The following is a 24,437-nucleotide window of genomic DNA, read 5'->3' on the forward strand; positions in this document are numbered from 1 at the left end:
AGTCGAAATACACGGGGTGAAAAGGATGAATTCTGAAACGGAAGCTTTGGATTGCGAGCCGGCTTGTCATGGTTCAGACAAAGAAATCGAACACATAAAATCTTCTCTTGTTGAGGATTCCATCGCATACAAAATGTCGGAGCTGTTCAAAGCCTTGGGTGATCCGACACGGATCAAGCTAATCTACGCTTTGGCCCAGAAGGAGCTGTGTGTACATGATCTGACCCAGGTGCTGAATATGGGGCAGTCTGCAGTATCTCACCAGCTTCGTTATTTGCGCAATCTGCGCATTGTCAAACGGCGCAAGGAAGGCAAAACGGTGTTTTATTCGCTGGATGATAATCATGTGGAGCAGATATTTTTGCAAACCCACCAGCACATTTCACATCCATAATTTTGGGATAGAAACAAAGCAGGGCGCCAAGCGATTGGCGCTCTTTTGGTGTTTGTTCGAGAAGTAGATTTATTTGGCGGATAAGGGCTATTATCATTGACTTTTACTCATGATACTGAATATAATGAGTTTAATAAATAATATATGAACAGTTGCTCATATATAGTTAATTGGAGGCCAATGATTATGGATGCTCTGAAAAGAACGGCACGGCACGAATGGATTTTGGAAGGCTTGGATTGTGCCAACTGTGCTCTGAAGATTGAAAATGGAGTCAGTAAAATAGAAGGTGTACTTGATTGCTCGGTCAATTTTGTAACGAAAACATTGACGATGACAGCAAGCCTAGATCAAAAAGAGGAGATTTTTCGTCAAACGGAACGGAAGGTTCACAGACTGGAGCCTCACGTACGAATGATCGTAAAAAGCGCCCGGGTACGCTCGCGCTCGGGTGCAGCGCAGACAGGCAGCGCAGGGGAGCATCATTCCAATAGTCATGAGCATGATGAGGGACATACGCATGAGAACGGCCAGCAACATGGAGCTCACAGCCACACAGGTCATACTCATAGTCATGAAGCACATGCTGAGGAAGTTCATGCCCATGATGGCCACCACCATGGCGAACATGCACATGATCATGGTGATTCCACACATGCTCATTCACATTCGCATGGAGATGACAGCCATGCGGGGCATACACATGACCACGGTACAGACGGTATACGACGCATGATTGCACGCTTGGCTATCGGTGCGGTTGTTGCGGCTGTTGCTTGGTGGTTGCCTGTAGAGGGCCTAGGGAAACTGGCACTGTTTTTACTGGCATATATCATTGTTGGTGGAGATGTAGTCTTGCAGGCTGTGCGCAGTCTGGTACGGGGAATGGCTTTTGACGAATATTTCCTGATGACGCTGGCTACTGTTGGTGCATTTGCAATTGGGCAATATCCGGAAGGCGTAGCCGTCATGTTCTTTTATCAAATCGGTGAGCTATTCCAGGGCATTGCGGTTAATCGTTCGCGCAAATCTATCAGCGACCTGATGGATATTCGACCGGACTATGCCAACCTGAAGACGGCTGATTCCGTAAATCGGGTGTCACCCGAGGATGTGCGTGTAGGTGATCTGATAGTAATCAAGCCGGGCGAGAAGATTCCGCTGGATGGTAAGGTTGTAGACGGAAAATCGCATGTGGATACCTCGGCGCTGACGGGTGAATCCGTGCCTCGTACCGTGGAGCCGGGAAGCAGTGTGATGAGCGGATTTATCAATACGAACGGACTTTTGACTGTTGAGGTTAGCAAGGAATTCAACGAATCGGCGGTCTCCAAAATTTTGGAGCTAGTGCAAAATGCGAGCGCCAAAAAAGCACCGACTGAAAAGTTTATCACCAAGTTTTCCAGATACTATACTCCTGTTGTGGTTATTGTTGCGCTACTGCTGGCAGTCGTTCCGCCACTCGTCGTATCGGGGGCACAGTTTGCCGATTGGGTATATCGTGCACTTGTTTTCCTCGTTATTTCTTGCCCATGTGCGCTGGTCGTATCCATTCCGTTGGGCTTCTTTGGCGGCATCGGGGCAGCCTCCCGTTCAGGTGTGCTGATTAAAGGCGGGAACTATCTGGAAGCACTGAACCATGTAAAATATGCTGTTTTTGATAAAACAGGTACACTCACTAAAGGGGTTTTCCGTGTAACAGGCATGTATCCTGCCGGGGAATTTACGAAGGAAAGCCTGCTGGAAACAGCTGCTTTGGCGGAGCTGCATTCCACGCATCCTATTGCAGCATCCCTGCGTGATTCCTATGGCAAGGAGCTTCAAGCCGAGCGGGTACAGCAATATAGCGAGATTTCCGGTCATGGGATTCAAGCGCAGATAGATGGTCGCCTGGTGTTGGCCGGGAATGCGAAGCTGATGAAGCGGGAGCAAGTTGCTTTTGACGATGCACAACGTGCAGGAACGATGGATGAAGGAACAGTCGTTCATGTGGCTGTAGACGGAACGTATGCCGGATGCATCCTGATTTCGGATGAGGTCAAGGAGGACGCGGCACGAACGATTGCTTCACTGAAAAAGCTGGGTATAGTGAAAACGATCATGCTGACAGGTGACAACCGGACGGTTGCAGAGGCCGTAGGACGACAGTTGGGTCTGGACGAAGTACGTGCAGAGCTGTTACCCCAGCATAAAGCCGAAGCGATTGAACAACTGTCTGCAAGTAAAAAAGCGGGCGACAAGATTTTGTTCGTGGGGGACGGGATTAATGATACCCCTGTGCTGGCGCTGGCAGATGTAGGTGTAGCGATGGGCGGTTTGGGTTCAGATGCCGCGATTGAGGCGGCGGATATCGTGATCATGAACGACGAGCCTTCGAGGCTGGTTACAGCGATTCATATCGCCAAGCGTACACGACGAATCGTATGGCAGAATATTATTTTTGCGCTAGGTGTCAAAGCCGTGTTTCTCACTTTGGGTGCATTCGGTATTGCTACCATGTGGGAAGCTGTATTTTCCGACGTGGGTGTAACATTGCTTGCCGTACTGAATGTTATGCGTGTATTGAAAGTACGTTCTTTCGAATAAAAAAATAGTGCCCTCGGGTTATTATCGGATGTATTCATCCTGTGAAATCCGGGGGCTTTTTTTCGTTCAATGCTGCGGTTTAATCTATGCTTTCCGGTTGTTCTACAGATATGTATAAATGTGGGGTGCGACTAATACGTTAAGGTAGGGACCTTACAGGTGAGGCTCATTTGAATTCCGCTCGACGTCTGATAGGTAAGCGTTTTCTTTTTTTGGTGGAATACTCAAACTTGTGTGTGCCACCTTGCTGACGGGAGAAAGGATGGATTTGTAGCATGGAGGCTAAACTGATGTATGTATTCGCAGAACTGTTAAGTGAAAAAAACAGTCTGGATTGCGATGCCCCCGAGTTGGGGAGTGAGGCCGCTGCTGCACAGAGACTGGCTATTGAGTCAGTGCTGGCAGGATGCAGTGAAGTATCTGCCTCACAGGAGGAAGACCCGCTGGGCTGGCTGGTCGGATTAGCCGTACAGGGTAGGATCAGTCAAGAGGAGGCGTTGCTGGCTGCGGACTCCGGGCTAATAGAGGAAACGCTGCTGAATAAGGACAACGATAACAGGGAAGCGATGACCACACTGCTGGAGTGGAGCGATGAATACAGGCGTACATTCATACGTATCTATGCTGATGATCCTGCCCAGGTGAATTATACAAGCAAGGAGTCAGCGATAGGGCTAAGTATGGACAGCCTAGATGGCTATAGTCTTCTGCACGGCCCCTTGTCGCAGTCGTCCAGCCGTGTGGCTGAATTATGCCGTGCCTATCTAGACGCGGCAGAGTCCGGGCATACGATTCATGGTCCTGACGGGGAGCCTGACCCCCTCCTTATTCCAGGCTCCCGTGCATCAGACACGTACAAAGCCTTTAATCAGGCATCCGGCTTGCCCGGATTATGTGATCATCTGTCCCGGCGAATTATCGGGCTGCTGGAAACAGAGTATGAAGGCTTACTCGAGTCTCTGAATGGATTACCTCTCACAATCGCCTTGATCGAACAAAACAATGCAGTGGGCATCGGAAGCCTGCAAGATATGCAGTTGGAGGCGCTGCTGCGTGCAGCGTTGCGAAGTGTGCAGCAGGGGGGAGAACCGCAACTGGAGATTGTGGTGCGCAATCCGGCTGGCGTGGACCAATTCCGGGCAATCCGGGACTGGATCGACGGCGTTGCGGAGCAGACCTTATGCGGCCGCCTGCGGTGCATTCCATATCGGGTAGGCGTGCTTTTGACGGTCGATGCCCCCTCGAAGCTCAACGTCAGACAAACATGGAATAGACAGGCCCAACCGTCTTATGAGTCTGCCAGCGCCAACCTCATGCCGGAAGTGAAAGCGCAACAGATCAAGCAGGCAGCTCAAGCCGCAGATATGGCGCGTTTTGCCGACGCGGTGATTTTGGAGATCGCACCAATTCCATCATATAATGATGAGGGCATGCATCGGTTGAATCAACCCGTTGCTGGTAGTTTTGAGAACATCAGTGCTATGATAAAATGCATGACGCACGCCATTCGGGGCGTGAAATCCGAGCTGCCCGTATGGGTGGCGTTAGAGGCTATTCACGATTCGCTGGATGGAGCTTCCATATGGGGAAGCGGGCTAACGGGCGTGATTTGCCCGGAAAAAGCAGCTTCCATCGCACGTCTTGCGGCTGCACGTTTCGGACTGCTGCAACAAGCTGAGCAGCAACAAGGCTCTGTTGCTCTACAAAACCCCGCCCAGCGGTTTCCGCTGTAGCCCGATCCAGAAGGTAACTAGAGCGTTTTGATCTATATATTGCTGATTTGAAATCGCTCTTGGGATTTATCCAAAATGCTCAAATATATAGGATATCTGCGCTGTTTGTGCAGGTATCTTTTTTATTTGGGCGAATGTCGGTTTACAACCGGAGAAGAAAAGGATTATAATAAAGCAAAAGTTTCTCTAAACCAAAATAATTGTATCAATGCAAAAATGATTATCATTCTCATTGCTAAACATGCTGCTTCGGAATTCCCGAAGCAGCATGTGCTATTTTAAGGCACTTAACAATGGATATCATTCTCAATAAGATGCAATAACAAAGAACAAAAATGGAAAGGAACGTGACATCATGCAAGCAGTTCAACGACTTCAAAAAACATTGTCTCCCTCAGATCGGATACTTTCAAAAAACGGTGGCAGCGGACGGCCAGGCCCGAATCGCAAGCCGCAATTCCAGCTCAAAAGCATGCTGAAAAACAAGGAGATGCAGGCTGCCCTGGGCAGTGGAACGCTTATGCTGATGGCATGGGGCGTCTCGCATTGGTCGCAATGGCTGGCGGTCATCCTGTATGTGGTTTCCTACGCCCTGGGTGGCTGGTCTAAAGCTAGAGAAGGCATTGAGACACTGATCCGTGAACGTGATCTGGATGTCAACCTGCTTATGATCGCAGCGTCATTGGGGGCTGCGGCTATTGGCTATTGGAATGAAGGAGCAATGCTGATCTTCATTTTTGCGCTCAGCGGTGCGCTGGAGAGCTATACCACCGAGCGCAGCAGCAAGGATATTTCCGAGCTGATGGCGTTGAAGCCGGAAACGGCTTTGCGTCTGTCAAGCGAGGGGACGGAAACGGTCGGTATTGAGCAACTGCTGCCGGGGGATCTGCTGCTGGTGAAGCCGGGCGAACTGATTCCGGCAGATGGCCGGATTTCCAAGGGCGTTTCGGCAGTGAATCAGGCATCTATTACCGGGGAATCCATTCCGGTGAACAAAGCGGCGGGTGACGAGGTATATGCGGGCACCATTAACGGGGAAGGCGTGCTGTATGTGGAGGTTAGTCATTCCTCCGAAGGTACTCTATTTTCAAAAATCATCCGTATGGTGGAGGAAGCGCAGACTGAGGTTCCCGATTCCCAACGCTTTATCAAAAGGTTCGAGTCGATTTACGCCCGAATAGTTGTTGCGGTTACGCTGATTGTTATTGCAGGTGCGCCAATGGTATTGGGCTGGACATGGGCAGCGGCCTTTTACAAGGCAATGGTATTTCTCGTTGTGGCCTCACCGTGCGCACTCGTATCGTCCATTATGCCAGTCATGCTGTCTGCTATTTCCAACCGTGCCCGTCGGGGCATTCTGTTCAAGGGTGGTGCCCATGTGGAAAATATGGCGCTGACATCTGTCGTCGCCTTTGACAAAACAGGTACGCTGACCATCGGTTCGCCTGTTGTAACCGACTGGATTACCGCCACAGGCTACGATGCCGATGAGCTGCTACGTATTGTCGCGGCAATAGAAAGCTACTCCATGCATCCATTGGCACGAGCGATTGTAGCCAAAGCCGGGGCCGAATTGGGGCAGCGAGAGCTTCCCGCAGTGGAGCAAGTACAGTCTCTAACCGGATGGGGAATGGAAGGCATGGTAGACGGGGTGAGGTGGAAAATCGGGCGCACGGATGCGCTGGATGACGCTGGCCCGCTGGCAGAGCCGGAATGGGTTGAGATACGCGCCCGGCTGGAAGCCGAGGGTAAAACTGTATCCATTATCCTCGCGGATGACAGGATAGCTGGGATGCTGGCACTGCGCGACGAGCTGCGGCCACAGGCGCAGGAGGCGGTGAGACGCCTGCAAGCGCAGGGCATCCGGGTCGTTATGCTGACCGGAGACCGCCCGGAAACCGCCGCCGTGATCGCGGTGCAGGCCGGAGTCGATGCGGTATATGCTGGTTTGATGCCGGAGGGCAAAGTCAGTCATATTCGCATGCTTCGGGAGCAGTATGGGCATGTCGTCATGGTCGGCGACGGTGTGAATGATGCTCCAGCACTGGCTGCCGCAACAGTCGGGCTGGGCATGGGTATGCATGGCAGTGGAGCCGCACTGGAGGTCGCGGATGTGGTGCTGATGAACGATGGCATCGAAGAGATTGCCCCGACGGTAGCACTGGCACGCAAGGCGCAGCGGGTGGTCAAGCAAAATATGATCTTCGCCGTAAGCGTCATTTTACTGCTCATCATTAGCAACTTTGTGCAAGATATAGCTTTGCCATTTGGCGTCATCGGGCATGAGGGCAGCACGTTGCTTGTCATTTTGAACGGCTTGCGCCTGCTGCGGTCATAAATGGAAAGGAGCATTCACATCCCTTAAAGGACAGGGGGGAATGCTCCTTCTTTGTGTATCCACGAGAATCATCTCTATAAGATGAACTAGCGCAACAGCGATGGGAAGTACCATCCGACCGCGCAGTGGCGCTTCATGTACATCTTTGGTTCAGCGTATAGGTCGTAATAGGTTGTAATTTCACCTCTGACGAGGTGTAGACCGGCGTAAGAACAGGGAAAACAGTAGCCCTGCCAGCGCGATTCCGGTAGCAATGATAAATGCATCGTTAATGCCGTGGATCGTCGATTCTGTGACGGCACTTCGATATACCTGCTGTAACGCAAGCGCCGAGCCAGTTTCTGTCGAAACTCCAGCCGTTTGCGCGAGGGTTTGCCCCAGCTCAGCTACGCCTTCGGTTAAAGGAACATTGGCAGTGGTAGCCACATTTGCATAATCCGCCAAATGAACCGTAGTCCGGTTGCTCATCACCGTAATGAGCCATGCGGTTCCGATGGACCCGGCAATTTGTCTTACCGTATTGGACATGGCTGTACCGTGGCTACCGAGATGGGGAGGAAGCTGATTCAGCCCTTCTGTCTGTACGGACATCATTAACAATGACATCCCGAAGCTGCGAATCGTATAGATGATCATAATGTGTCCATAGGTCGTGGCATCCGTCAGCAGACTGAATTCCCATGTCGTGACTGCCGTAATGATCAACCCGATAATTGCCAGTGGCCTCGCACCAATGCGGTCGAAAATCGCTCCCGATATCGGTGACATGACACCCATCAGCAGTGCGCCAGGCAATAACAGCAAGCCGGATTGCAGCGGTGTAAAGCTGCGTATATTTTGCAGATAAATCGGCAGCAGCAGCATTCCACCGAACATCGTCATATTGACGGTAGCGCCGACCAGCGTAGATACTGTAAAAATATCATACTTAAACACACGGAACTCCAGCATGGGCTGTCTCATATTCAGCTCGCGTATGACAAACATGACAATAAACACGAGCCCGCCAGCGAGCGTGAGCACTACTGTATTGCTGCTCCAGCCCTTGTCTCCAGCGGAACTGAAGCCATACAGCAGGAAGCCAAAGCCAAGGGTCGAAAAGATCGTTCCGAGCAGGTCAAAATGAGGATACGTCAGCTTGGACACATTTTTCAGCCAGCGTACAGCAAACAGAATATCAATGATCGCCAGCGGAATGACCAGTAAAAATAGCAGCCGCCAGCTGTAATGCTCCACGATCCAGCCGGATAAAGTGGGTCCTATTGCTGGGGCGAACATCATCGCGATGCCCATCGTTCCCATGGCTGCCCCCCGTTTTTCAGGGGGAAATACGGTCAGGAACACGTTCATAACCACAGGCATGATAATACCCGCTCCGCTGGCCTGAATGATGCGTCCGACCAGCATAGGAGCAAAGCCGGTACTGACGGCGCAAACGACAGAACCCGCAGTAAACAGCCCCATCGCGGAAATAAACAGCGCACGTGTCCCGAACGACTCAATCATGAAGGCGGTAATCGGAATCAAAATCCCGTTGGTCAGCATATATCCGGTGGATAGCCATTGAACGGTAGTTGCGGATACATTGAAGTCATTCATCAAATGCGGAATCGCCACATTCAGCAGGGTTTGATTCAAAATAGAAATGAAGGCGCCCAGCAGTAGTACGGACAGGATGCGTCCGATGGACATTTTTTGTTCCATGACAGCCTCCTACTTGTGTACTCTGATGCTTGCACTCATGCCCGGGATAATGCCCAGTCCTTTGTAGCCTTGAATGGAAATGTTAACAGGCACGACCTGCGTCACCTTGGTATAGTTGGCAGTGGTGTTGGAGGTAGGGAGCAGTGAAAAGGTGGCGGCCGTCGCCAAACCGATCTTTTCGATTTTGCCGCTTAGGGACGTGTCGGGGTATGCATCAATATATACATCCACCGTCTGACCCACCTGAAGATCCTGCACAGCCGTTTCGTCTATATTGGCGGTAATCCATAAATTGTTCAGATCAAAAGCCTTGGCCAAGGGCGTACCAGCCCCGACAATCGAGTTGTTGACCGCAGATTGCTGCACAATGGTGCCATCGGTTGGAATAGTAATGCTAACCCGGCTTCCGCCCCCCTCTACACTGCCAAGTGTGCCTCCAGCCGTGTAGGTTTTGCCGACTTCAGCGTTCCAGCCTGTAAGCTTGCCAGCGCTTGGAGAGGCAACGGTGACGGCTTGTCCGCTCACTTGGGCATTGTCGGTTTTTATGTAGTTAGCGGATTGATTGTAGTAATAGGCGGCGGCTCCGCCCCCTGCCAAAATAATGATAATAACTAGCAGGTTGACCAATATGGCGCGTGAATTCATGTGTACATGCCTCCCTAGTTCTTGGATTTTCAAAGTATGCGCCAAATGTTTCACAATATTCAGAGGGATTTTGGGAAGGATAAGAGCGCATGTGAAAAGGATGATTTTGCTGACAAAGGATGATGCGCATAATGACGACCAGAATCATGATTGTATATGACAGTGAAAATGGCCATACGGAGCGACTTGCTCGTTCCATTGCAGAAGGCGCACGCCATGAGCACACAGAAGTGTTGCTGAAGCATGTCGATGAAGCCGATGTGAATGAACTGGTGAACGCGGACGCGATCATTTGGGGATGCCCGGGTCATTTTGGAACGATCAGTAGTGGCTTGAAAAGCTGGATTGATAAGCTAGGGTATCTGTGGGCGCAGGGCAAGCTGGTAGATAAAATCGGAGCGGTGTTCTGCACAACTGCTACCGTTCATGGCGGCTTGGAATCCACACTGCTGAATTTGATTACTCCGATGCTGCATCAAGGCATGATGATCGTAGGACTTCCAGCTAATATTACGGAAAATGCGCTTTACGGCTCCTATTATGGCGTAGGGGTGACGTGTCCGGTGGAGACAGACCCGAACGGTCCGCCCCATTTCCCAACGGGTGATGATCTTGCACTTGGTCGGTCTTTGGGCCAACGGGTCGCTGAGACGGCGGGACGGTACCGTAGCGCTGGCAGAGAATAGGAGGCCGCTCATGACCATTGCTTTTATCGTAGTAGCTGCGGTTGCTTTTATCTTTTTGCTGGTATTCAACACGAAAATGGCGCGTAAACCCTCTCCCAAAAAAGCGGTCAGCCCGTCCGACGAGGATTCACGGCAAAGAAGCAAACGTCCTTATCCAGTGGAAGTGGAACCCAAGGCGAGGAAGTTGCCGGATTCTGATTCTACGCGAGAGACGCGCCATAAGGCTGCGGAGGTGGAGATTCATCATGAGGAGCCTGACGTAGATGCCAATACCAGGCCGATGAGAGTTAGCGTACACACCAAAGATTCCTACGGGGATCAGGACTATCGGGCGGCTTTACGCGGATTTGCCGGAAAGAGCGAAGAAAAGGAAGAACCGCATAGAAATAATCATGGAGAACGTGAGACGCACAAAAGCGAGGATGAGCAATATCGTGAAGCGCTGCGCTCTATGAACCGAAAAAAATGAAGCGCGAACGAGACATGCCTTAAGGCTGCTCTTCTGTCTGGACTACAGGCAGAGGGCAGCCTTTTTTGTGGTACACGGCTATAGCCATTCGGTTAGACCAATCATCGTAATCAGACCGAGAATAAAAGAGAAGGTTGCGATACGTTGGTTGCCGTCCCCGTGGCTTTCGGGAATCAGCTCCTTGTAGACGATAAACATCATCGCTCCTGCGGCAAAGGCAAGACCGTAAGGAACCAGTCCATGAACCCAACTGCTCAAATAAAATCCAATCAGACTTGTAATAATTTCAACGGCCCCGGTGAGGGTGGCAATGCCCAATGCCTTGAAGCGACCAATGTTTTGATTCACGAGGAATAGAGCGACGATAAAGCCTTCCGGGGCATTTTGCAGACCGATGGAAAAGGCAATGAGATTACCAAGATTTTGAGTTGCGCTCGCATAGCTGACTCCAACGGAAAGTCCCTCAGGCAAATTATGTAGTGTAATGGCCGCGATAATGAGAAAAGATTTGGATTCCAGATGAAAGGTTTTGGAATCCGGGTCCTCCAGATCGGCATGTGGAATATACATTTCCATCACTAGCAGCACAAGACAGCCGAGTAAAATCCCCGCAGACAGCACGAACCAGTTGGAATGATTGATGGCCTCGGGAATGAGGTTGTACACCGATGCAGAAGTCATGATCCCCGCAGCATAAGCCAACAGTACATCACGAAGACGGTGCGTAATTTTACGCATAAACAGTATGGGCACGGCACCGAGCCCGGTGGACAGGGCAGAAATAAGGCTGCCAACAAACATGTCACTCATAATCGGGATATCCCTCCATACCTGATTAATCTTTAAGGTTCGCTTCATGAAAACTTCATTTGACTGTTTGAAGCACTTTCCGCATAATGGAATTAGGATTTAGAATCAGTCTAATTCATTTTTTGAATGAGCGTCTGGCAGAACTACTTTTAGAGTATATGCATTAGCCCATCTCTCGGTACCGAAAACTCGCTATATCATTCTTATCATATTTTAGGAGGAACAAAGATATGTACAAGTCCATTATTATAGGTACCGGCCCTGCCGGTTTGACAGCTGCTATTTATCTGGCACGCGCAAATATGAGTCCACTGGTGATTGAAGGACCACAACCGGGCGGACAATTGACTACAACAACAGATGTTGAAAACTTCCCTGGCTTTCCCGAAGGAATCATGGGACCCGATCTGATGGATAATATGCGTAAGCAAGCAGAACGTTTCGGTGCTGAATTCCGCACAGGCTGGGTGAACAAGGTCGACACAGCCGCTCGTCCGTTCACATTGGATGTGGAGGGCTTGGGCGAATTGGTTACAGATACGCTGATCATTTCTACAGGTGCGACTGCGAAATACCTAGGTATTCCGGGTGAGCAGGACAACATTGGACGCGGTGTGAGCACTTGTGCAACCTGTGACGGATTCTTTTTCCGTGGCAAAGAAATTGTTGTTATTGGTGGTGGAGACTCGGCGCTGGAGGAAGCCAACTTCCTGACACGTTTTGCCTCCAAAGTAACGCTGGTGCATCGTCGTGAAGAAATGCGCGCCTCCAAAATTATGCAGGACCGCGCTCGTGCAAACACTAAAATCGAATGGGCACTGAATCGTACGCCTGTAGAAGTGATTGCTGACGAGAACGGGGTAACTGGCTTGAAAGTATTAAATAATGAAACAGGTAAAGAGGAAATCATTACAGTTAGCGGCGTATTCGTGGCGATCGGTCATCATCCGAATACGGGCTTCCTCGAGGGCCAAATCACAACCGATGCGAATGGTTATATCGTCGTAAATCCTGGTACCTCCGAAACAAACGTACCTGGCGTATTCGCTTGTGGCGACGTCCAGGACACACGCTACAGACAAGCGATTACAGCAGCAGGCAGCGGCTGCATGGCCGCTATGGACAGCGAGAAATACATCGAAAGTCTGGAACACAGCGCACTGGCCCTGTAATATTTCGTTTAAGTATGAATAAACATAATTTCTACAAAAATAATTGATGAGGTGATATTTCATGGAAAAAGCGATTGTATACACATCCACAAACTGCCCGCATTGCCGTCAAGTGAAAAGCTATTTGACTGAGAAAGGTGTAGAGTACGAAGAACGCAACATCGAAACCAATGATGCTTTCGCTCAAGAAGTTTGGGACATGGGCATTCGTGCCGTTCCATTGACCCTGATCGGAGAAGAACGTATTTCCGGCATGAACAAAACCAAGTTTGAAAAAGTATTGAACGCTTAATCAGCTTCACAGCGGATTCACAAATCGTCATATGATTTCAATAAGGCTCTCTCGCAGGTACAGACTGCGATGGGGGCCTTATTGCTAATTTTGAACGACAACAATTGTTAAGTTTCAAAGCAGTCGTCGCCCTGTGCCCTGTGGTCCTACGATTAGGAGAATTTTGTCGAAAAACGTTGCATCTCTTGCTGGTTGGTGTTATATTTGGATTGTAAGCGCTTAAAACCCGGGTTGCTTTATGTAACAGTTCATCATTGTACAATTATCAATCAATCAGTATCTCTTCATTAATTAAATAGCAGATTATCCAATACAGGCGTGTTACTGTTCGGCAGGCAAGACCTAGATTGGGTAGGATATTTTTCCCTACCCTTTTTAGGTCTTTTTTTGTTCCCTATTTTAAGAAAGAAGGTGTAATTCATGAATTACAAAGATATCGCACAGGCCATTTTTAATAAAGTGGGTGGGAATGATAATATTAACAGTGTCATTCATTGCTCTACTCGATTGAGAATGACGCTCCGTAAACCGGAATTGGCACAAACAGATGAAATTAAAGCCTTGGACGGGGTTATGGGAGCCGTGAATAGCGGTGGACAATATCAGGTCATCATAGGGAATGATGTAGGCTATGTCTACAATGAGCTGGTAAAATTGCTGGACCCGGATAAATCGTCCTCGGATGAAGCCGAAAAAGTGAAGGCAGACCGAAGCCTTAAGGGATTGTTTAATACCTTTGCGAACATGATCGCAGGTATTTTCCAGCCTATTATCCCGGCCATTGCCGCTTCCGGGATGCTAAAAGCATTGCTCTTGCTGTGTACAGTAACCGGAATCATGAGCAAGGAAAGCCAAACGTACATGGTTTTAAGTGTAATCGCGGATGCGGCATTTTATTTTCTGCCTATGCTGCTGGCTTTCTCCAGCGCACAAAAATTCAAGACCAACCCATTCGTATCCGTACTGCTTGGGGGCGTGCTGCTTCATCCAAACTTAATCAGTTTGTTAGGTGGTGAGAAGGCCGTTACATTTGCGGGCCTGCCCGTAGCGTCGGTACAGTATGCCACCTCTGTTATTCCCATTATTTTGACCATATGGTTCATGTCCTATATTGAGAAATTTGCTGATAAAATCTCTCCGGGACCTGTGAAAATTTTTCTAAAACCATTAATCGTTATTCTGATTGTCGCGCCTGTCGCTCTCATTGCTTTAGGGCCGCTGGGGACGTATCTGGGCTTGGGGATGTCAAACGGTGTATTCTGGATTCAGGAAAGAATTGGCTGGCTTACAGTAGTGTTGATGTCTATCGTGATGCCGCTAATCGTCATGTTCGGCATGCACAAAGTATTTTATCCTATCATATTTGCTGCGCTGGCTTCACCAGGATATGAAACATTGGTGCTGATTGCCATGCTGGCTTCCAATATGGCACAAGGAGCTGGTGCGTTTGCCGTCTCGCTGAAAACAAAAGATCCCAAGTTCAAACAAATTGCTTTGTCGGCAGGTATTTCAGGGGTATTCGGAATTACAGAGCCTGCCTTGTACGGCGTGCATTTACGCTTGAAAAAAACACTGTTCGCTTGCATGATTGGAGCTGGTGTTGCCGGATTGTTTGCCGGACTTGTGAATCTAAAAGCTTATGCCGCTGTGGGTCCTGGTTTTGCATCACTGCCGATGTTTATCAGTGAAGATCACTCCAACCTGGTATATGCGCTCATTACAATGGCCATTTCGATCGTTGTGACGTTTATAGCAGTATACGTGATCGGATTTAAGGATACGGTTATCGAACCGGTCAAAACAGAATCTCGTCCGGAGCCTGCTCAAGCGAAAGATAAGAGCATCAAGTCCAAAATCGTTATTTTTGCACCTATGGAGGGGGAGGTGATTCCCTTACAGCAGGTCAAGGATGAAGCGTTCTCTCAGGAAGCCATGGGCAAAGGGATTGCTATTCAGCCAAGTAACGGCAAAGTAGTTGCACCCTTTGACGGCACCGTGGACACTGTGTTTCGCACCAAGCATTCCATAGGCTTAAAATCGGTTGAAGGCGTAGAGCTGCTCATTCATATCGGTTTGGATACCGTGAAGCTGAAGGGCCAGCATTTTACGGTGCATGTACAAGAAGGTGACGTCATTAAGCATGGACAGCTTCTGATTGAATTCGAGCTTGAAGCCATACAAAAGGCGGGATATGATACGATAACTCCAATTATTGTGACCAATACGCCGGACTATCTGGAGATCATGAGTCATGAAAATTCAGGAAAGACAGGGCCAGAGAAGCCTCTGATTACTGTACTTTAACAGTGTGTTTGTTGGGGGAATCAAGCCTGGAAAGTGAGAGGTTGTTCGATATGAAAGTAATAAAAGTTCTCAATACGAGTATTGTGCTTGCCAAACGTGAGGATCACAAAGAGATTATCGTGATGGGGAAAGGTATCGGCTTTAAAAGCAAACCCGGTGACTTCGTCGATGAGAACGAGATCGAAAAGATATATGTTCTTGAAAATGAAAGTATGTCTTCCGATTTGACAGCCTTAATGAAGGAAACTCCCAAGGAGTATTTGATTATGGCAGATGAAATCATATCTTATGCCAAAAGCGTTCTATCCAGTCACTTGAATGAACACCTGTATATTTCCCTGACAGACCATCTGTTTATGGCAACCAAACGGTTTAAAGACCACATGACGATTCAGAACCGGATGCTGTGGGAGGTCAAAAAGTTTTACCCGGAAGAGTTTGGCATTGGTCTGTATGCGCTCACCTTGATTGAAAAGCGAATTGGTCTCAAGCTACCTGAAGAGGAAGCGGCGAATATCGCCTTTCATCTGGTCAACGCTCAACAGACCGATAACAATATGAACCAGGTTTTATTGATGACCAATACGGTCAAAGACATTTTGAACATCATTAAAATTCATTACCAAATTGAACTGGATACCCACAGCATCAACTATTCACGGTTTTTAACGCATCTTCAATTTTTTGTTCAGAGATTACTTGAGCATAAAATGTTGGATTCTCAAGACCAGGAATTAATGAGCCAGATTGTGAACAAGTATCCAGAAGAAGAGAAATGCGCGTTAACGATTCAACAGTATATTGAAGCCAAATTTGAGCTTTCTATTCCTGACGAAGAACTAATGTACCTGATTATTCACTTAAAACGAGTCATGAGCAGAAATTAAAGAGGAGGAGCTAGATGTGACAGAGATCAAAAGAACATTTCCAGAAGGCTTTCTATGGGGAGGAGCTGTAGCCGCGAACCAGGTCGAAGGAGCCTGGAATGTCGATGGTAAAGGGATATCTACAGCAGATATGGCTATTTACAAAAGAAATGTTAGCAAAAGTGATTACAAAAAACACAATTCAATGACCGAGGAACATATCCAAAAGGCGATGCAGGACACATCAGATCATGATTATCCCAAACGCCAGGGAATCGATTTCTATCATCGCTATCCTGAAGATTTAGCATTGTTTGGTGAAATGGGCTTTAAAACGTTGCGGGTATCTATTGCATGGACGCGTATTTTTCCAAACGGAGATGAGGACAAGCCTAACGAGGCTGGATTGCAATTTTATGATCGGCTGTTTGATGAAATGCATAAAAATGGGATCGAGCCGCTTGTTACCCTGTCTCACTACGAAATGCCGATGTATCTTGTCCATCATTACGGGGGCTGGACCCAACGGAAGGTTGTAGATTTCTTTATTCATTTTTGTAAAACCGTGTTTACAAGATACAAAAATAAAGTAAAGCACTGGATCACTTTTAATGAAATAGATAGTATCGTTCGGCATCCGTTTACGAGCGGTGGGATTATACCGGAACGCTTTGAAAATGTAGAGCAGGCGGTTTATCAGGGGTTGCATCATCAATTTGTGGCTAGTGCTTTGGCTGTGAAATACTGTCACGAAATTGTTCCCGGCTCGAAAATCGGCTGTATGTTAACCCGGCTGACGACATACCCGCACACCTGTAATCCGCAGGATATGCTTGCAGCGTTTAAAGCGAATCAGTTTAACTTTTTTTTCACAGATGTACAGGTTCGTGGTGCGTACCCGCATTATATGAAACGCTTCTTCCATGAAAAGGGGCTCGTGATAGAAAAGCTTGAGAGCGATGATGAAATTTTAAAAACGCATCCGGTGGATTTCATTTCTTTTAGCTACTATATGTCGCTCGTTGCCAGTGCAGATAGTGAAGGCATGGAAAAAGTCAGTGGAAATACGATTGGCGGCGTTAAAAATCCTTATCTGGAAACGAGTGATTGGGGCTGGCAGGTTGACCCGGTCGGCTTGCGACTTTCTCTTAACGAGCTGTACAGCCGCTATGAAGTACCATTGTTCATTGTAGAAAATGGTTTGGGAGCGTACGACAAGGTAGAGGAAGACGGTAGTATTCAGGATGATTACCGTATTGATTACTTCCGTGCTCATTTTGAACAAATGCATGAAGCTATTCTGGACGGGGTTGAACTCATGGGTTACACCAGTTGGGGAGCGATTGACTTGGTCAGCTACTCCTCATCTGAAATGGAAAAAAGATACGGATTTATATATGTGGATAAAGACAACGACGGTAACGGAACGCTTGAAAGAAAACGAAAAAAAAGCTTCTACTGGTATAAAGATGTGATCTCCAATAACGGTTTGTAGAAATAAATGGGCGTATAGGAACTTTAATGTTCCTGTACGCCTTTTTTTACAAAGATACCCTTACACGCCTGAGAAAAGGGGCTGTCGCTGCATAGGCAGCGCCTAACATGGTCGAACGGCTGCCAAGCGTGGAAAAACGGATTTGCAGCTGCCGTCGGTGATAGGGCAGGGCGCGTTCATCAATCACCTCACGCATACTCTGCTCCAGCCATGGTCGGGCCTCCGCCAGCGGACCGCCGATGATAAGCATTCCGGGGTTGAGGCTGTTCACAATATTGGTAATGCCCACGCCCAAATATCGCCCGATATCACGAAAGACGCTTAGCGTATTCGTGTCACCTTGCCGGGCAAACGGCAGTAATTCCGCTGTACTGTGCGCGGGCAGGGGGAGGGTAGGCGCTGTGTATGCTTTTTCCGAAGCATACAGCTCCCAGCAGCCCCGGCTGCCGCAGGAGCAGAGCCGCCCGTTCCAATCAATGGACATATGACCTGTCTCTCCGGCGTACCCCCAAGCTCCTTGATACAGCTTGCCGTCAATGATAATTCCGGCCCCGATCCCAGACCCTGCACTAATGTAGACCAGATCCCGCACCAGTTGCCGGTAATCGCTGTCCATACCATAGTACAACTCGCCCTGTGCGCCGACATTGGCTTCGTTATCCACCACCACGGGAAGCCCAAGCTCTTCCTCAAGCTGTTGCCGCAGCGGAACCTCTTCCCAGCCCAGATTGGGCGCGAACAAAACAGTTCCCGATTCATCCACCATACCTGGCACTCCTAGCCCCATACCGACGATGCCATGAGGGGAGGGAGGGACCGTCTGCATAAGCTCCTGAACCAGCCTTTGAATCTGCTCCATAACAAAAGCAGGATCATGCTGCGCAAGGGGGAAGGTAAGCTCTGTTTCAATGGTTCCTGCCAAATCGGTCAGAGCACCCTTGATATACTGCACGCTGACCTCGATGCCGAGAACAAAGCCCGCACGACTGTTAAACAGCAACATTAAAGGCTTGCGACCACCACTGGATTCACCTAATCCCGTTTCATATACAAGCCCGTCGGTGATCAGCTCCGCCACCAGGTTGGAAACGGTAGCCTTATTTAACCCGGTTTGACTGGATAATTGTGCCCGGGAAAGGGGAGCATGGAGGCGAATGCGCTCCAGCACAATGGATTTATTCAGCTTTTTGACAAGCGCCTGATCGCCAGTGACATTCATGATTTTTTCACTTCCTGTTGGTGTAATTCCCAATAGTATATCATAAAAACAAACTTAGTTTAAGCAATAGACAAAGTGTTTTGGCTGTGCTAGAATCTTTTTTGTAAACGTTTACTATAAAGGAGGAGCTTATAATGGCTTATTTCGAACAGGTATCTAAAATTAACTTTGAGGGCAAGCAATCCAATAATCCTTTTGCATTCAAATTTTATAATCCTCAGGAAATTGTGGCTGGGAAAACGATGGAGGAGCATTTGCGTTTTAGTATGGCTTATTGGCATACACTGGTTGCAGGTGGATCTGATCCATTTGGGGTAGAGACGGCGGAGCGCCCTTGGTCCAAGTTTACTGGACTGGATTTGGCGAAGGCCCGTGTGGAGGCTGCTTTTGAGCTGCTGGATAAGCTGAACCTGCCTTATTTTGCATTCCACGATGTGGATATTGCTCCGGAGGGCGCGTCGCTGAAGGAATTTTACAGCAATCTGGATACCATCGTGGATTTGATTGAAGAGCATATGAAGGCAACGGGTAAAAAGCTGCTGTGGAACACGGCGAATATGTTCAGCCATCCACGTTACTTGCATGGGGCTGCGACGACTTGCAATGCAGATGTATACGCACACGCAGCGGCCCAGATTAAAAAAGGCCTGGAAGTGGGCAAGCGTCTGGGCGCGGATAACTATGTGTTCTGGGGAGGCCGTGAAGGCTACGATACGCTGTTGAATACAGATTTGAAGCTGGAGCAGGACAATTTGGGACGGATGTTCCATCTGGCCGTAGACTATGCGCGGGAGATTGGCTTTGATGCTCAGTTCCTGATCGAGCCGAAGCCGAAGGAGCCAACCAAGCACCAGTATGATTTTGATGCGGCAACGACGATTGCTTTCCTGCAAAAATATGATCTGGATTCGCATTTCAAGCTCAATCTGGAGGCTAACCATGCAACCTTGGCGGGTCATACGTTTGATCATGAAGTGCGTGTAGCACGGATTAACGGTATGCTGGGGTCACTGGATGCCAATCAGGGAGATTTGCTGCTGGGCTGGGATACGGACGAATTCCCGGTTGATCTGTATGATGCAACCCTGACTATGTATGAAGTGCTGCAAAATGAAGGCTTGGGCCGCGGCGGTATCAACTTTGATGCCAAGGTGCGTAGAGCATCATTTGAGCCAGAGGATCTGTTCCTCGCACATATCGCGGGTATGGATACGTATGCGAAAGGCCTGAAGGTAGCCGCCAAACTGATCGAGGACCGCGTGTTCGAGGACTTTATCGATAAGCGCTATAGCAGCTTTAAAGAAGGTATTGGAGCAGACATCGTATCCGGTAAAGCAACGCTTGCGTCTTTGGCTGAATATGCACTGGCGAACGATGCACCACGTAAAAACGTATCCGGTCGTCAGGAGTATCTGAAAGCGACATTAAATCAATACATTTTGGCGGATTAATATCAGAGCCTATCCATGAGACAGCGTCTATAGGGTAACAGGAAAGGAGGAATTTCCATGCAGGAAAAGCAGAAACAGGAGCAGGAGCGCTATGTCATCGGCGTGGACTTGGGTACCAGCGCAGTCAAAACGGTGCTGGTCAACCGCAAGGGACAGGTAGCTAATGAAACCTCCGAGTCTTATCCGCTCCATCAGCCCAAGGCAGGGTACAGCGAGCAGCATCCCGAGGACTGGGTTCGTGGCACGCTAACAGCACTGAAGCAGCTTGTTGAAAAGGCTGGAATCGGCGGGGCAGATGCTGTGGACGGCATTAGCTTTTCGGGACAGATGCACGGGCTTGTGCTGACCGACAAGGACGGGCAGGTGCTTCGTCCGGCTATTCTGTGGAATGACACGCGCACAACGGCACAATGTCGTCGCATTGAAGAAAAGCTCGGACCAGAGCTGCTGAGCATCGCGCGTAACCGGGCGCTGGAAGGCTTTACGCTGCCCAAGCTGCTGTGGGTGCAGGAGCATGAGCCGGACGTGCTGACTCGTGCAGCCCATTTTATGCTGCCGAAGGATTATGTGCGGTATCGCCTGACGGGAGAACTGGCGATGGAGTATTCGGATGCGGCGGGCACGCTGCTGCTGGATGTGGCCAAAAAGCGGTGGAGCCAAGAGATTGCTGCTGCTTTCGAGCTGCCGTCGTCTCTGTTTCCATCGCTGGTGGAATCGTTCGATCAGACGGGTACACTACTGCCGGAGATTGCGGAGCAGACCGGACTTTCGCCTGCAACGAAGGTGTATGCAGGTGGAGCGGACAACGCATGTGGTGCGATTGGCGCAGGCATTTTGAGCGAAGGCCGCACCTTGTGCAGCATCGGCACCTCAGGCGTTGTGCTTTCTTATGAGGAGCGCAAGGATATTGATGTGCAGGGTCGGGCGCATTTTTTTAATCATAGTGAGCAGGACGCTTATTATATCATGGGTGTTACGCTCGCGGCCGGGTACAGCCTGACGTGGTTTAAGGATACCTTTGCACCGGAGCATTCCTTTGATGCACTGTTGGAAGGTGTGGATTCGATTGAGCCGGGTAGCCGCGGGCTGTTGTTTACGCCTTATATTGTCGGCGAACGTACCCCTCATCCAGATGCTACCATTCGAGGCAGCTTTATCGGGATGGATGCGGGGCACAAGCTCGCGCATTTTACACGGGCGGTGCTGGAGGGAATTACATTCTCGCTCAAGGAATCCATTGATATTCTCAGAGGAACGGGCAAAGCGGTGAATGAGATCATTTCCATTGGCGGCGGTGCGCGTAATGAAGCGTGGCTGCAAATGCAGGCAGACATTTTTAATGCGGATATCATCAAGCTGGAAAGCGAGCAAGGGCCTGCCTTGGGCGCGGCGATGCTGGCCGCTTACGGAAGCGGCTGGTTTGAATCGTTGCAAGCGTGCGCGGCAGCTTTTCTCCGTGAAGCAGCCAGATACTCGCCAGACCCGGAACGTGTAGCCCGATATGAAGGCCTATATGAGCTGTATCGTGAAGTCTACCTGCACACGCGGGAGCTAAATGAACGGTTGGCGGAATACCGCTAAATATTGTGAGTTTGAGAGTAAAGGAAAAGCGTCTTCGGGTCAGGATAAACCCGCAGACGCTTTTTTCATGGGGATGCTAAGCTTGGATTAGATATTTCTGTTGATGTTCGCTTGGTCTTCCTTCACAGCACTCGTGGCACAGCCCGGACATGATTTGCTAGATGAGCATCCGGCACAAGCACCTTGACGGCTTTTTCGCAAAAAGCGTACGAACACCCACGCGCTATAACCGAGAATCACCAGTAAAATGATGATATTGATCATGGAATCCACTTCCTTCTATTTTCATAAGGCTCTAACTTAACCCCAACCTAATAATCTGCCACACTGATAGATCACAACGGCAATAATATATGCAACGGTCAAAGGATAGATCACGGAAAATCCGGTCCAGCGCCACGAAAGGGTTTCTTTACGAATGACCGCTACCGTGGCCAGACATGGCACATACAACAGAATGAACACCATGAAGCTAAAAGAGGCCAATGGCGTAAAGGCATGCCTTACTTGCATTTCTAGTCCCTGCATGTCCGGAACGTGGTAAATGATATTCATCGTCGATACCACAACCTCCTTGGCCATAAAGCCTGTGAGCAGGGATGCGCCTGCTTGCCAGGTACCGAAGCCGAGAGGGGCCAGTATGGGGGCGAACCATCCTCCAACAGTGGCGAGCAGGCTGTCATTCATGTCTGCACCGAACCCTTGGGGGCCGAAATTGGACAAAAGCCAAATACCGACGGACCCTGCGAGAATAATGGTTCCAGCTTTGCGGACGAAGCCCTTGACCTTTTCCCACGTGCTGCGAAATAGCGTAAGAGCTTGCGGCACACGATAAGGGGGAAGCTCCACGATGAAGAGGGAAGGCTCACCCGACAAAAAGGATACCTTGGAGAACACCTTCGCAAGTACAAGCGACACGACAATTCCTAGCACGTACATCAGCATGATGATGCTTGCTGCGTGTGTTGGGAAAAATACGCCCGCAAACAACGCATAGACTGGCAGGCGGGCGGAGCAGGACATGAAGGGTACCAGCAACGTTGTAATGAGGCGTTCTCTGGGCTGTTCAATGGTGCGTGCCGCCATAATGGCAGGAACATTGCAGCCAAAGCCGATAATAAAGGGGATGAAGCTTTTCCCGTTCAAGCCCACAGCTTGCATGAGACGGTCCATTAATATCGTGACCCGTGCCATATACCCGGAGTCTTCAATCAGCGAAATAATAAGGAACAAAATAGCGATCTGAGGCAGAAAAACGAGCACGCCCCCAACTCCCGCCACGATACCGTCCACGATAAGACTTTGCGTAAAAGCGGACGCGTTCAAGTGAACGAGCGCTTCAGAAATCCAACTGCTCAGTGCTCCTGAGAAGAATCCATCCAGCATATCTGAAAGGATCGTACCTGCCCAATCGAAGGTGAACTTGAAGGTAGCGTACATCAGCAGCAAAAAGATCGGAATCCCCAGATACCGATGTGTCAGCAATGCGTCCAGCTTGTCTGTCAGACTGTGCGGCTTGAGTTTGGTCGTATCCAACGCCTTTGTACACAGATCAGCGATCCACGCTGTACGAACAGAACGGATATGCTGAGCGGGAGTAGCCGAATAGCCTTCAAGGAGAAGCTCTTTCTCGCAACGCTGGATGTGATCCGTTACTTTTTCACGCTGTACCTCATTCGTCATCCATTCCATAACGACAGGATTGTTTTCCAGACACTGTAGAGCTGCCCACCGAGGGTTTGGCACAGATGTATTCGTCAGCAAGCTGCCAATATCTACAAGGGCTGCTTCGACGGCAGAGCCATAATCCAACTGGAAGGAATTTGGCGAACGTCGTACCTCTCGAAGGGATGCGAGCATTTGCTTACTGCCGCTGCCCGTGCGTGCCACCATAGGAATGATGGGAACATTCAATTGATCAGCCAGCAATTCCTTGTTCACTAGCAGGCCTGTGGCATCGGCTACGTCGGTCATATTTAAGCCAAGTACGAGCGGACGGCCATATTCCAGCAGTTGTACAGTCAGGTACAGATTGCGCTGGAGCTGGGAGGCATCCACGATGTTAATCAGAGCCGCAGGCGGTTCTTCCAGCAAATAACGGGTAGCGATACCTTCATCCAGCGAAAGTGGAAGCAAGGAATAGGCACCTGGCAAATCCACCAAAACGGCAGACTTGTCGCGCAGCAGACCGGTTTTCTTTTCCACCGTAACCCCGGACCAGTTCCCTACCTCTGCATACGTACGAGTCAGCTTGTTGAATAATGAGGTTTTTCCCGTATTGGGATTACCGAATAGAGCAATCATGTCCATGAAGGAACGACCTCCAGTTGTTTTACCTGATTTTGACGGAGGCCGACCAGTTGACCGTTGCATTCAATAACGATAGGGCCGCCCAACAGACTGATTTTTTTTAACCGTATAATGGAGCCTTCGTCAATCCCCATGTCCGTTAAGCGTCGACGCAATGAGGGGTGAAGAGAAGCAAGAGATTGCAGCCGCACGGGTTGACCCGGTGGAGTACGAAGGAGTGAGATACATTCTGGCATGGTGCTCAGCCTTTCTAATATAGAATGAGAATCAATATCAATGATTTCCGATGCCAGTACCATATCATGAGGATTACTAGATTGCTGTGATAAAATTCTCTGTGAACGGTATGGCCTGTCTGTAACCGACAAAACTAGAGTCCTTG

The 24,437-nt window shown here is 49.3% G+C and carries 20 protein-coding genes; 13 read left to right on the top strand and 7 right to left on the bottom strand.

Features of this window, described 5'->3' with window-relative positions; all coding sequences use genetic code 11:
- Nucleotides 1–25: 25 nt before the first annotated feature.
- From ACIFQM_RS04510 to ACIFQM_RS04525, 4 genes are all read left to right on the top strand, one after another.
- Nucleotides 26–394 (top strand): ArsR/SmtB family transcription factor, encoded by a 369-nt coding sequence (locus ACIFQM_RS04510; protein ID WP_430036856.1) that lies wholly within the window; start codon nucleotides 26–28, stop codon nucleotides 392–394.
- Between the two features lie 186 nt (nucleotides 395–580).
- Nucleotides 581–2,980 (top strand): heavy metal translocating P-type ATPase, encoded by a 2,400-nt coding sequence (locus tag ACIFQM_RS04515; protein ID WP_430036853.1) that lies wholly within the window; start codon nucleotides 581–583, stop codon nucleotides 2,978–2,980.
- Nucleotides 2,981–3,255: 275 nt separating this feature from the next.
- Nucleotides 3,256–4,713 (top strand): PEP-utilizing protein, encoded by a 1,458-nt coding sequence (locus tag ACIFQM_RS04520; RefSeq protein ID WP_430036850.1) that lies wholly within the window; start codon nucleotides 3,256–3,258, stop codon nucleotides 4,711–4,713.
- 355 nt (nucleotides 4,714–5,068) lie between these two features.
- Nucleotides 5,069–7,051, top strand: coding sequence for a heavy metal translocating P-type ATPase (locus ACIFQM_RS04525; RefSeq protein WP_430065068.1), 1,983 nt, complete (start codon nucleotides 5,069–5,071; stop codon nucleotides 7,049–7,051).
- 180 nt (nucleotides 7,052–7,231) lie between these two features.
- On the opposite strand, the gene ACIFQM_RS04530 is transcribed toward ACIFQM_RS04525, so the two are convergent.
- Both ACIFQM_RS04530 and ACIFQM_RS04535 read right to left on the bottom strand, forming a co-directional pair.
- Nucleotides 7,232–8,755, bottom strand: a complete 1,524-nt coding sequence (locus ACIFQM_RS04530; RefSeq protein ID WP_430036844.1) for a DHA2 family efflux MFS transporter permease subunit — start codon at nucleotides 8,753–8,755, stop codon at nucleotides 7,232–7,234.
- A gap of 9 nt (nucleotides 8,756–8,764) precedes the next feature.
- Complete coding sequence (locus ACIFQM_RS04535) at nucleotides 8,765–9,400, bottom strand: HlyD family efflux transporter periplasmic adaptor subunit (protein ID WP_430036841.1); 636 nt, start codon at nucleotides 9,398–9,400, stop codon at nucleotides 8,765–8,767.
- Nucleotides 9,401–9,531: 131 nt separating this feature from the next.
- On the opposite strand from ACIFQM_RS04535, the gene ACIFQM_RS04540 reads away from it, so the two are divergent.
- Nucleotides 9,532–10,086, top strand: a complete 555-nt coding sequence (locus ACIFQM_RS04540; protein WP_430036838.1) for an NAD(P)H-dependent oxidoreductase — start codon at nucleotides 9,532–9,534, stop codon at nucleotides 10,084–10,086.
- Between the two features lie 10 nt (nucleotides 10,087–10,096).
- Nucleotides 10,097–10,555 carry a hypothetical protein gene (locus ACIFQM_RS04545; protein ID WP_430036836.1) on the top strand — a complete coding sequence of 153 codons (459 nt, stop codon included), beginning with the start codon at nucleotides 10,097–10,099 and terminating at the stop codon, nucleotides 10,553–10,555.
- A gap of 78 nt (nucleotides 10,556–10,633) precedes the next feature.
- Here ACIFQM_RS04545 and ACIFQM_RS04550 read toward each other — a convergent pair whose 3' ends face one another.
- A complete protein-coding gene (locus tag ACIFQM_RS04550; protein ID WP_430036971.1) occupies nucleotides 10,634–11,365 on the bottom strand; it encodes a ZIP family metal transporter in 732 nt (243 codons plus the stop codon).
- A 230-nt stretch (nucleotides 11,366–11,595) separates the two neighbouring features.
- Between ACIFQM_RS04550 and trxB the strand changes: the two genes are divergently transcribed.
- From trxB to ACIFQM_RS04575, 5 genes are all read left to right on the top strand, one after another.
- Nucleotides 11,596–12,537 carry a thioredoxin-disulfide reductase gene (gene trxB, locus ACIFQM_RS04555; protein WP_430036833.1) on the top strand — a complete coding sequence of 314 codons (942 nt, stop codon included), beginning with the start codon at nucleotides 11,596–11,598 and terminating at the stop codon, nucleotides 12,535–12,537.
- 61 nt (nucleotides 12,538–12,598) lie between these two features.
- A complete protein-coding gene (locus ACIFQM_RS04560; RefSeq protein WP_014278134.1) occupies nucleotides 12,599–12,829 on the top strand; it encodes a glutaredoxin family protein in 231 nt (76 codons plus the stop codon).
- A 420-nt stretch (nucleotides 12,830–13,249) separates the two neighbouring features.
- Nucleotides 13,250–15,133 (top strand): beta-glucoside-specific PTS transporter subunit IIABC, encoded by a 1,884-nt coding sequence (locus ACIFQM_RS04565; protein WP_430036830.1) that lies wholly within the window; start codon nucleotides 13,250–13,252, stop codon nucleotides 15,131–15,133.
- Between the two features lie 50 nt (nucleotides 15,134–15,183).
- A complete protein-coding gene (gene licT, locus ACIFQM_RS04570) occupies nucleotides 15,184–16,020 on the top strand; it encodes a BglG family transcription antiterminator LicT (protein WP_430036827.1) in 837 nt (278 codons plus the stop codon).
- 16 nt (nucleotides 16,021–16,036) lie between these two features.
- On the top strand, nucleotides 16,037–17,494 hold the full coding sequence (locus tag ACIFQM_RS04575) for a glycoside hydrolase family 1 protein (protein WP_430036824.1): 1,458 nt from the start codon (nucleotides 16,037–16,039) through the stop codon (nucleotides 17,492–17,494).
- 46 nt (nucleotides 17,495–17,540) lie between these two features.
- Here the strand turns inward: ACIFQM_RS04575 and ACIFQM_RS04580 are convergent, their stop codons facing one another.
- Nucleotides 17,541–18,713: an ROK family protein gene (locus ACIFQM_RS04580; protein WP_430036821.1), complete on the bottom strand. Its 1,173-nt coding sequence runs from the start codon at nucleotides 18,711–18,713 to the stop codon at nucleotides 17,541–17,543.
- 134 nt (nucleotides 18,714–18,847) lie between these two features.
- Between ACIFQM_RS04580 and xylA the strand changes: the two genes are divergently transcribed.
- Together xylA and xylB are read left to right on the top strand one after the other, a co-directional pair.
- The gene (gene xylA, locus ACIFQM_RS04585; RefSeq protein WP_430036818.1) at nucleotides 18,848–20,164 is read left to right on the top strand and encodes a xylose isomerase; all 1,317 of its coding nucleotides are present in this window, start codon (nucleotides 18,848–18,850) and stop codon (nucleotides 20,162–20,164) included.
- A gap of 57 nt (nucleotides 20,165–20,221) precedes the next feature.
- Nucleotides 20,222–21,745, top strand: a complete 1,524-nt coding sequence (xylB, locus tag ACIFQM_RS04590; protein WP_430046497.1) for a xylulokinase — start codon at nucleotides 20,222–20,224, stop codon at nucleotides 21,743–21,745.
- Nucleotides 21,746–21,832: 87 nt separating this feature from the next.
- Here xylB and ACIFQM_RS04595 read toward each other — a convergent pair whose 3' ends face one another.
- The 3 genes from ACIFQM_RS04595 to ACIFQM_RS04605 are packed head-to-tail and all read right to left on the bottom strand — an operon-like array spanning nucleotide 21,833 to nucleotide 24,291.
- Nucleotides 21,833–22,009, bottom strand: a complete 177-nt coding sequence (locus tag ACIFQM_RS04595) for a FeoB-associated Cys-rich membrane protein (RefSeq protein ID WP_082067089.1) — start codon at nucleotides 22,007–22,009, stop codon at nucleotides 21,833–21,835.
- Nucleotides 22,010–22,045: 36 nt separating this feature from the next.
- Nucleotides 22,046–24,055, bottom strand: a complete 2,010-nt coding sequence (feoB, locus tag ACIFQM_RS04600) for a ferrous iron transport protein B (RefSeq protein WP_430036812.1) — start codon at nucleotides 24,053–24,055, stop codon at nucleotides 22,046–22,048.
- Nucleotides 24,046–24,291, bottom strand: a complete 246-nt coding sequence (locus tag ACIFQM_RS04605; protein ID WP_044644606.1) for a FeoA family protein — start codon at nucleotides 24,289–24,291, stop codon at nucleotides 24,046–24,048. Before ACIFQM_RS04605 ends, feoB begins: the two co-directional genes overlap by 10 nt.
- Nucleotides 24,292–24,437 lie beyond the last annotated feature (146 nt).

It is taken from the genome of Paenibacillus sp. NRS-1782, assembly GCF_050467685.1.
Classification (GTDB): Bacteria; Bacillota; Bacilli; order Paenibacillales; family Paenibacillaceae; genus Paenibacillus; species Paenibacillus terrae_A.

What these genes read in the sequence shown, in the direction of transcription:
- ACIFQM_RS04595 (WP_082067089.1), bottom strand. Translation starts at nt 22,009, where the DNA reads ATGATCAATATCATCATTTTACTGGTGATTCTCGGTTATAGCGCGTGG.
- ACIFQM_RS04605 (WP_044644606.1), bottom strand. Translation starts at nt 24,291, where the DNA reads ATGCCAGAATGTATCTCACTCCTTCGTACTCCACCGGGTCAACCCGTG.
- licT (WP_430036827.1), top strand. Translation starts at nt 15,184, where the DNA reads ATGAAAGTAATAAAAGTTCTCAATACGAGTATTGTGCTTGCCAAACGT.
- xylA (WP_430036818.1), top strand. Translation starts at nt 18,848, where the DNA reads ATGGCTTATTTCGAACAGGTATCTAAAATTAACTTTGAGGGCAAGCAA.
- feoB (WP_430036812.1), bottom strand. Translation starts at nt 24,055, where the DNA reads ATGGACATGATTGCTCTATTCGGTAATCCCAATACGGGAAAAACCTCA.
- ACIFQM_RS04510 (WP_430036856.1), top strand. Translation starts at nt 26, where the DNA reads ATGAATTCTGAAACGGAAGCTTTGGATTGCGAGCCGGCTTGTCATGGT.
- ACIFQM_RS04535 (WP_430036841.1), bottom strand. Translation starts at nt 9,400, where the DNA reads ATGAATTCACGCGCCATATTGGTCAACCTGCTAGTTATTATCATTATT.
- ACIFQM_RS04540 (WP_430036838.1), top strand. Translation starts at nt 9,532, where the DNA reads ATGACGACCAGAATCATGATTGTATATGACAGTGAAAATGGCCATACG.
- trxB (WP_430036833.1), top strand. Translation starts at nt 11,596, where the DNA reads ATGTACAAGTCCATTATTATAGGTACCGGCCCTGCCGGTTTGACAGCT.
- ACIFQM_RS04550 (WP_430036971.1), bottom strand. Translation starts at nt 11,365, where the DNA reads ATGAGTGACATGTTTGTTGGCAGCCTTATTTCTGCCCTGTCCACCGGG.
- ACIFQM_RS04520 (WP_430036850.1), top strand. Translation starts at nt 3,256, where the DNA reads ATGGAGGCTAAACTGATGTATGTATTCGCAGAACTGTTAAGTGAAAAA.
- ACIFQM_RS04580 (WP_430036821.1), bottom strand. Translation starts at nt 18,713, where the DNA reads ATGAATGTCACTGGCGATCAGGCGCTTGTCAAAAAGCTGAATAAATCC.
- ACIFQM_RS04565 (WP_430036830.1), top strand. Translation starts at nt 13,250, where the DNA reads ATGAATTACAAAGATATCGCACAGGCCATTTTTAATAAAGTGGGTGGG.
- ACIFQM_RS04545 (WP_430036836.1), top strand. Translation starts at nt 10,097, where the DNA reads ATGACCATTGCTTTTATCGTAGTAGCTGCGGTTGCTTTTATCTTTTTG.
- ACIFQM_RS04560 (WP_014278134.1), top strand. Translation starts at nt 12,599, where the DNA reads ATGGAAAAAGCGATTGTATACACATCCACAAACTGCCCGCATTGCCGT.
- ACIFQM_RS04515 (WP_430036853.1), top strand. Translation starts at nt 581, where the DNA reads ATGGATGCTCTGAAAAGAACGGCACGGCACGAATGGATTTTGGAAGGC.
- xylB (WP_430046497.1), top strand. Translation starts at nt 20,222, where the DNA reads ATGCAGGAAAAGCAGAAACAGGAGCAGGAGCGCTATGTCATCGGCGTG.
- ACIFQM_RS04530 (WP_430036844.1), bottom strand. Translation starts at nt 8,755, where the DNA reads ATGGAACAAAAAATGTCCATCGGACGCATCCTGTCCGTACTACTGCTG.
- ACIFQM_RS04525 (WP_430065068.1), top strand. Translation starts at nt 5,069, where the DNA reads ATGCAAGCAGTTCAACGACTTCAAAAAACATTGTCTCCCTCAGATCGG.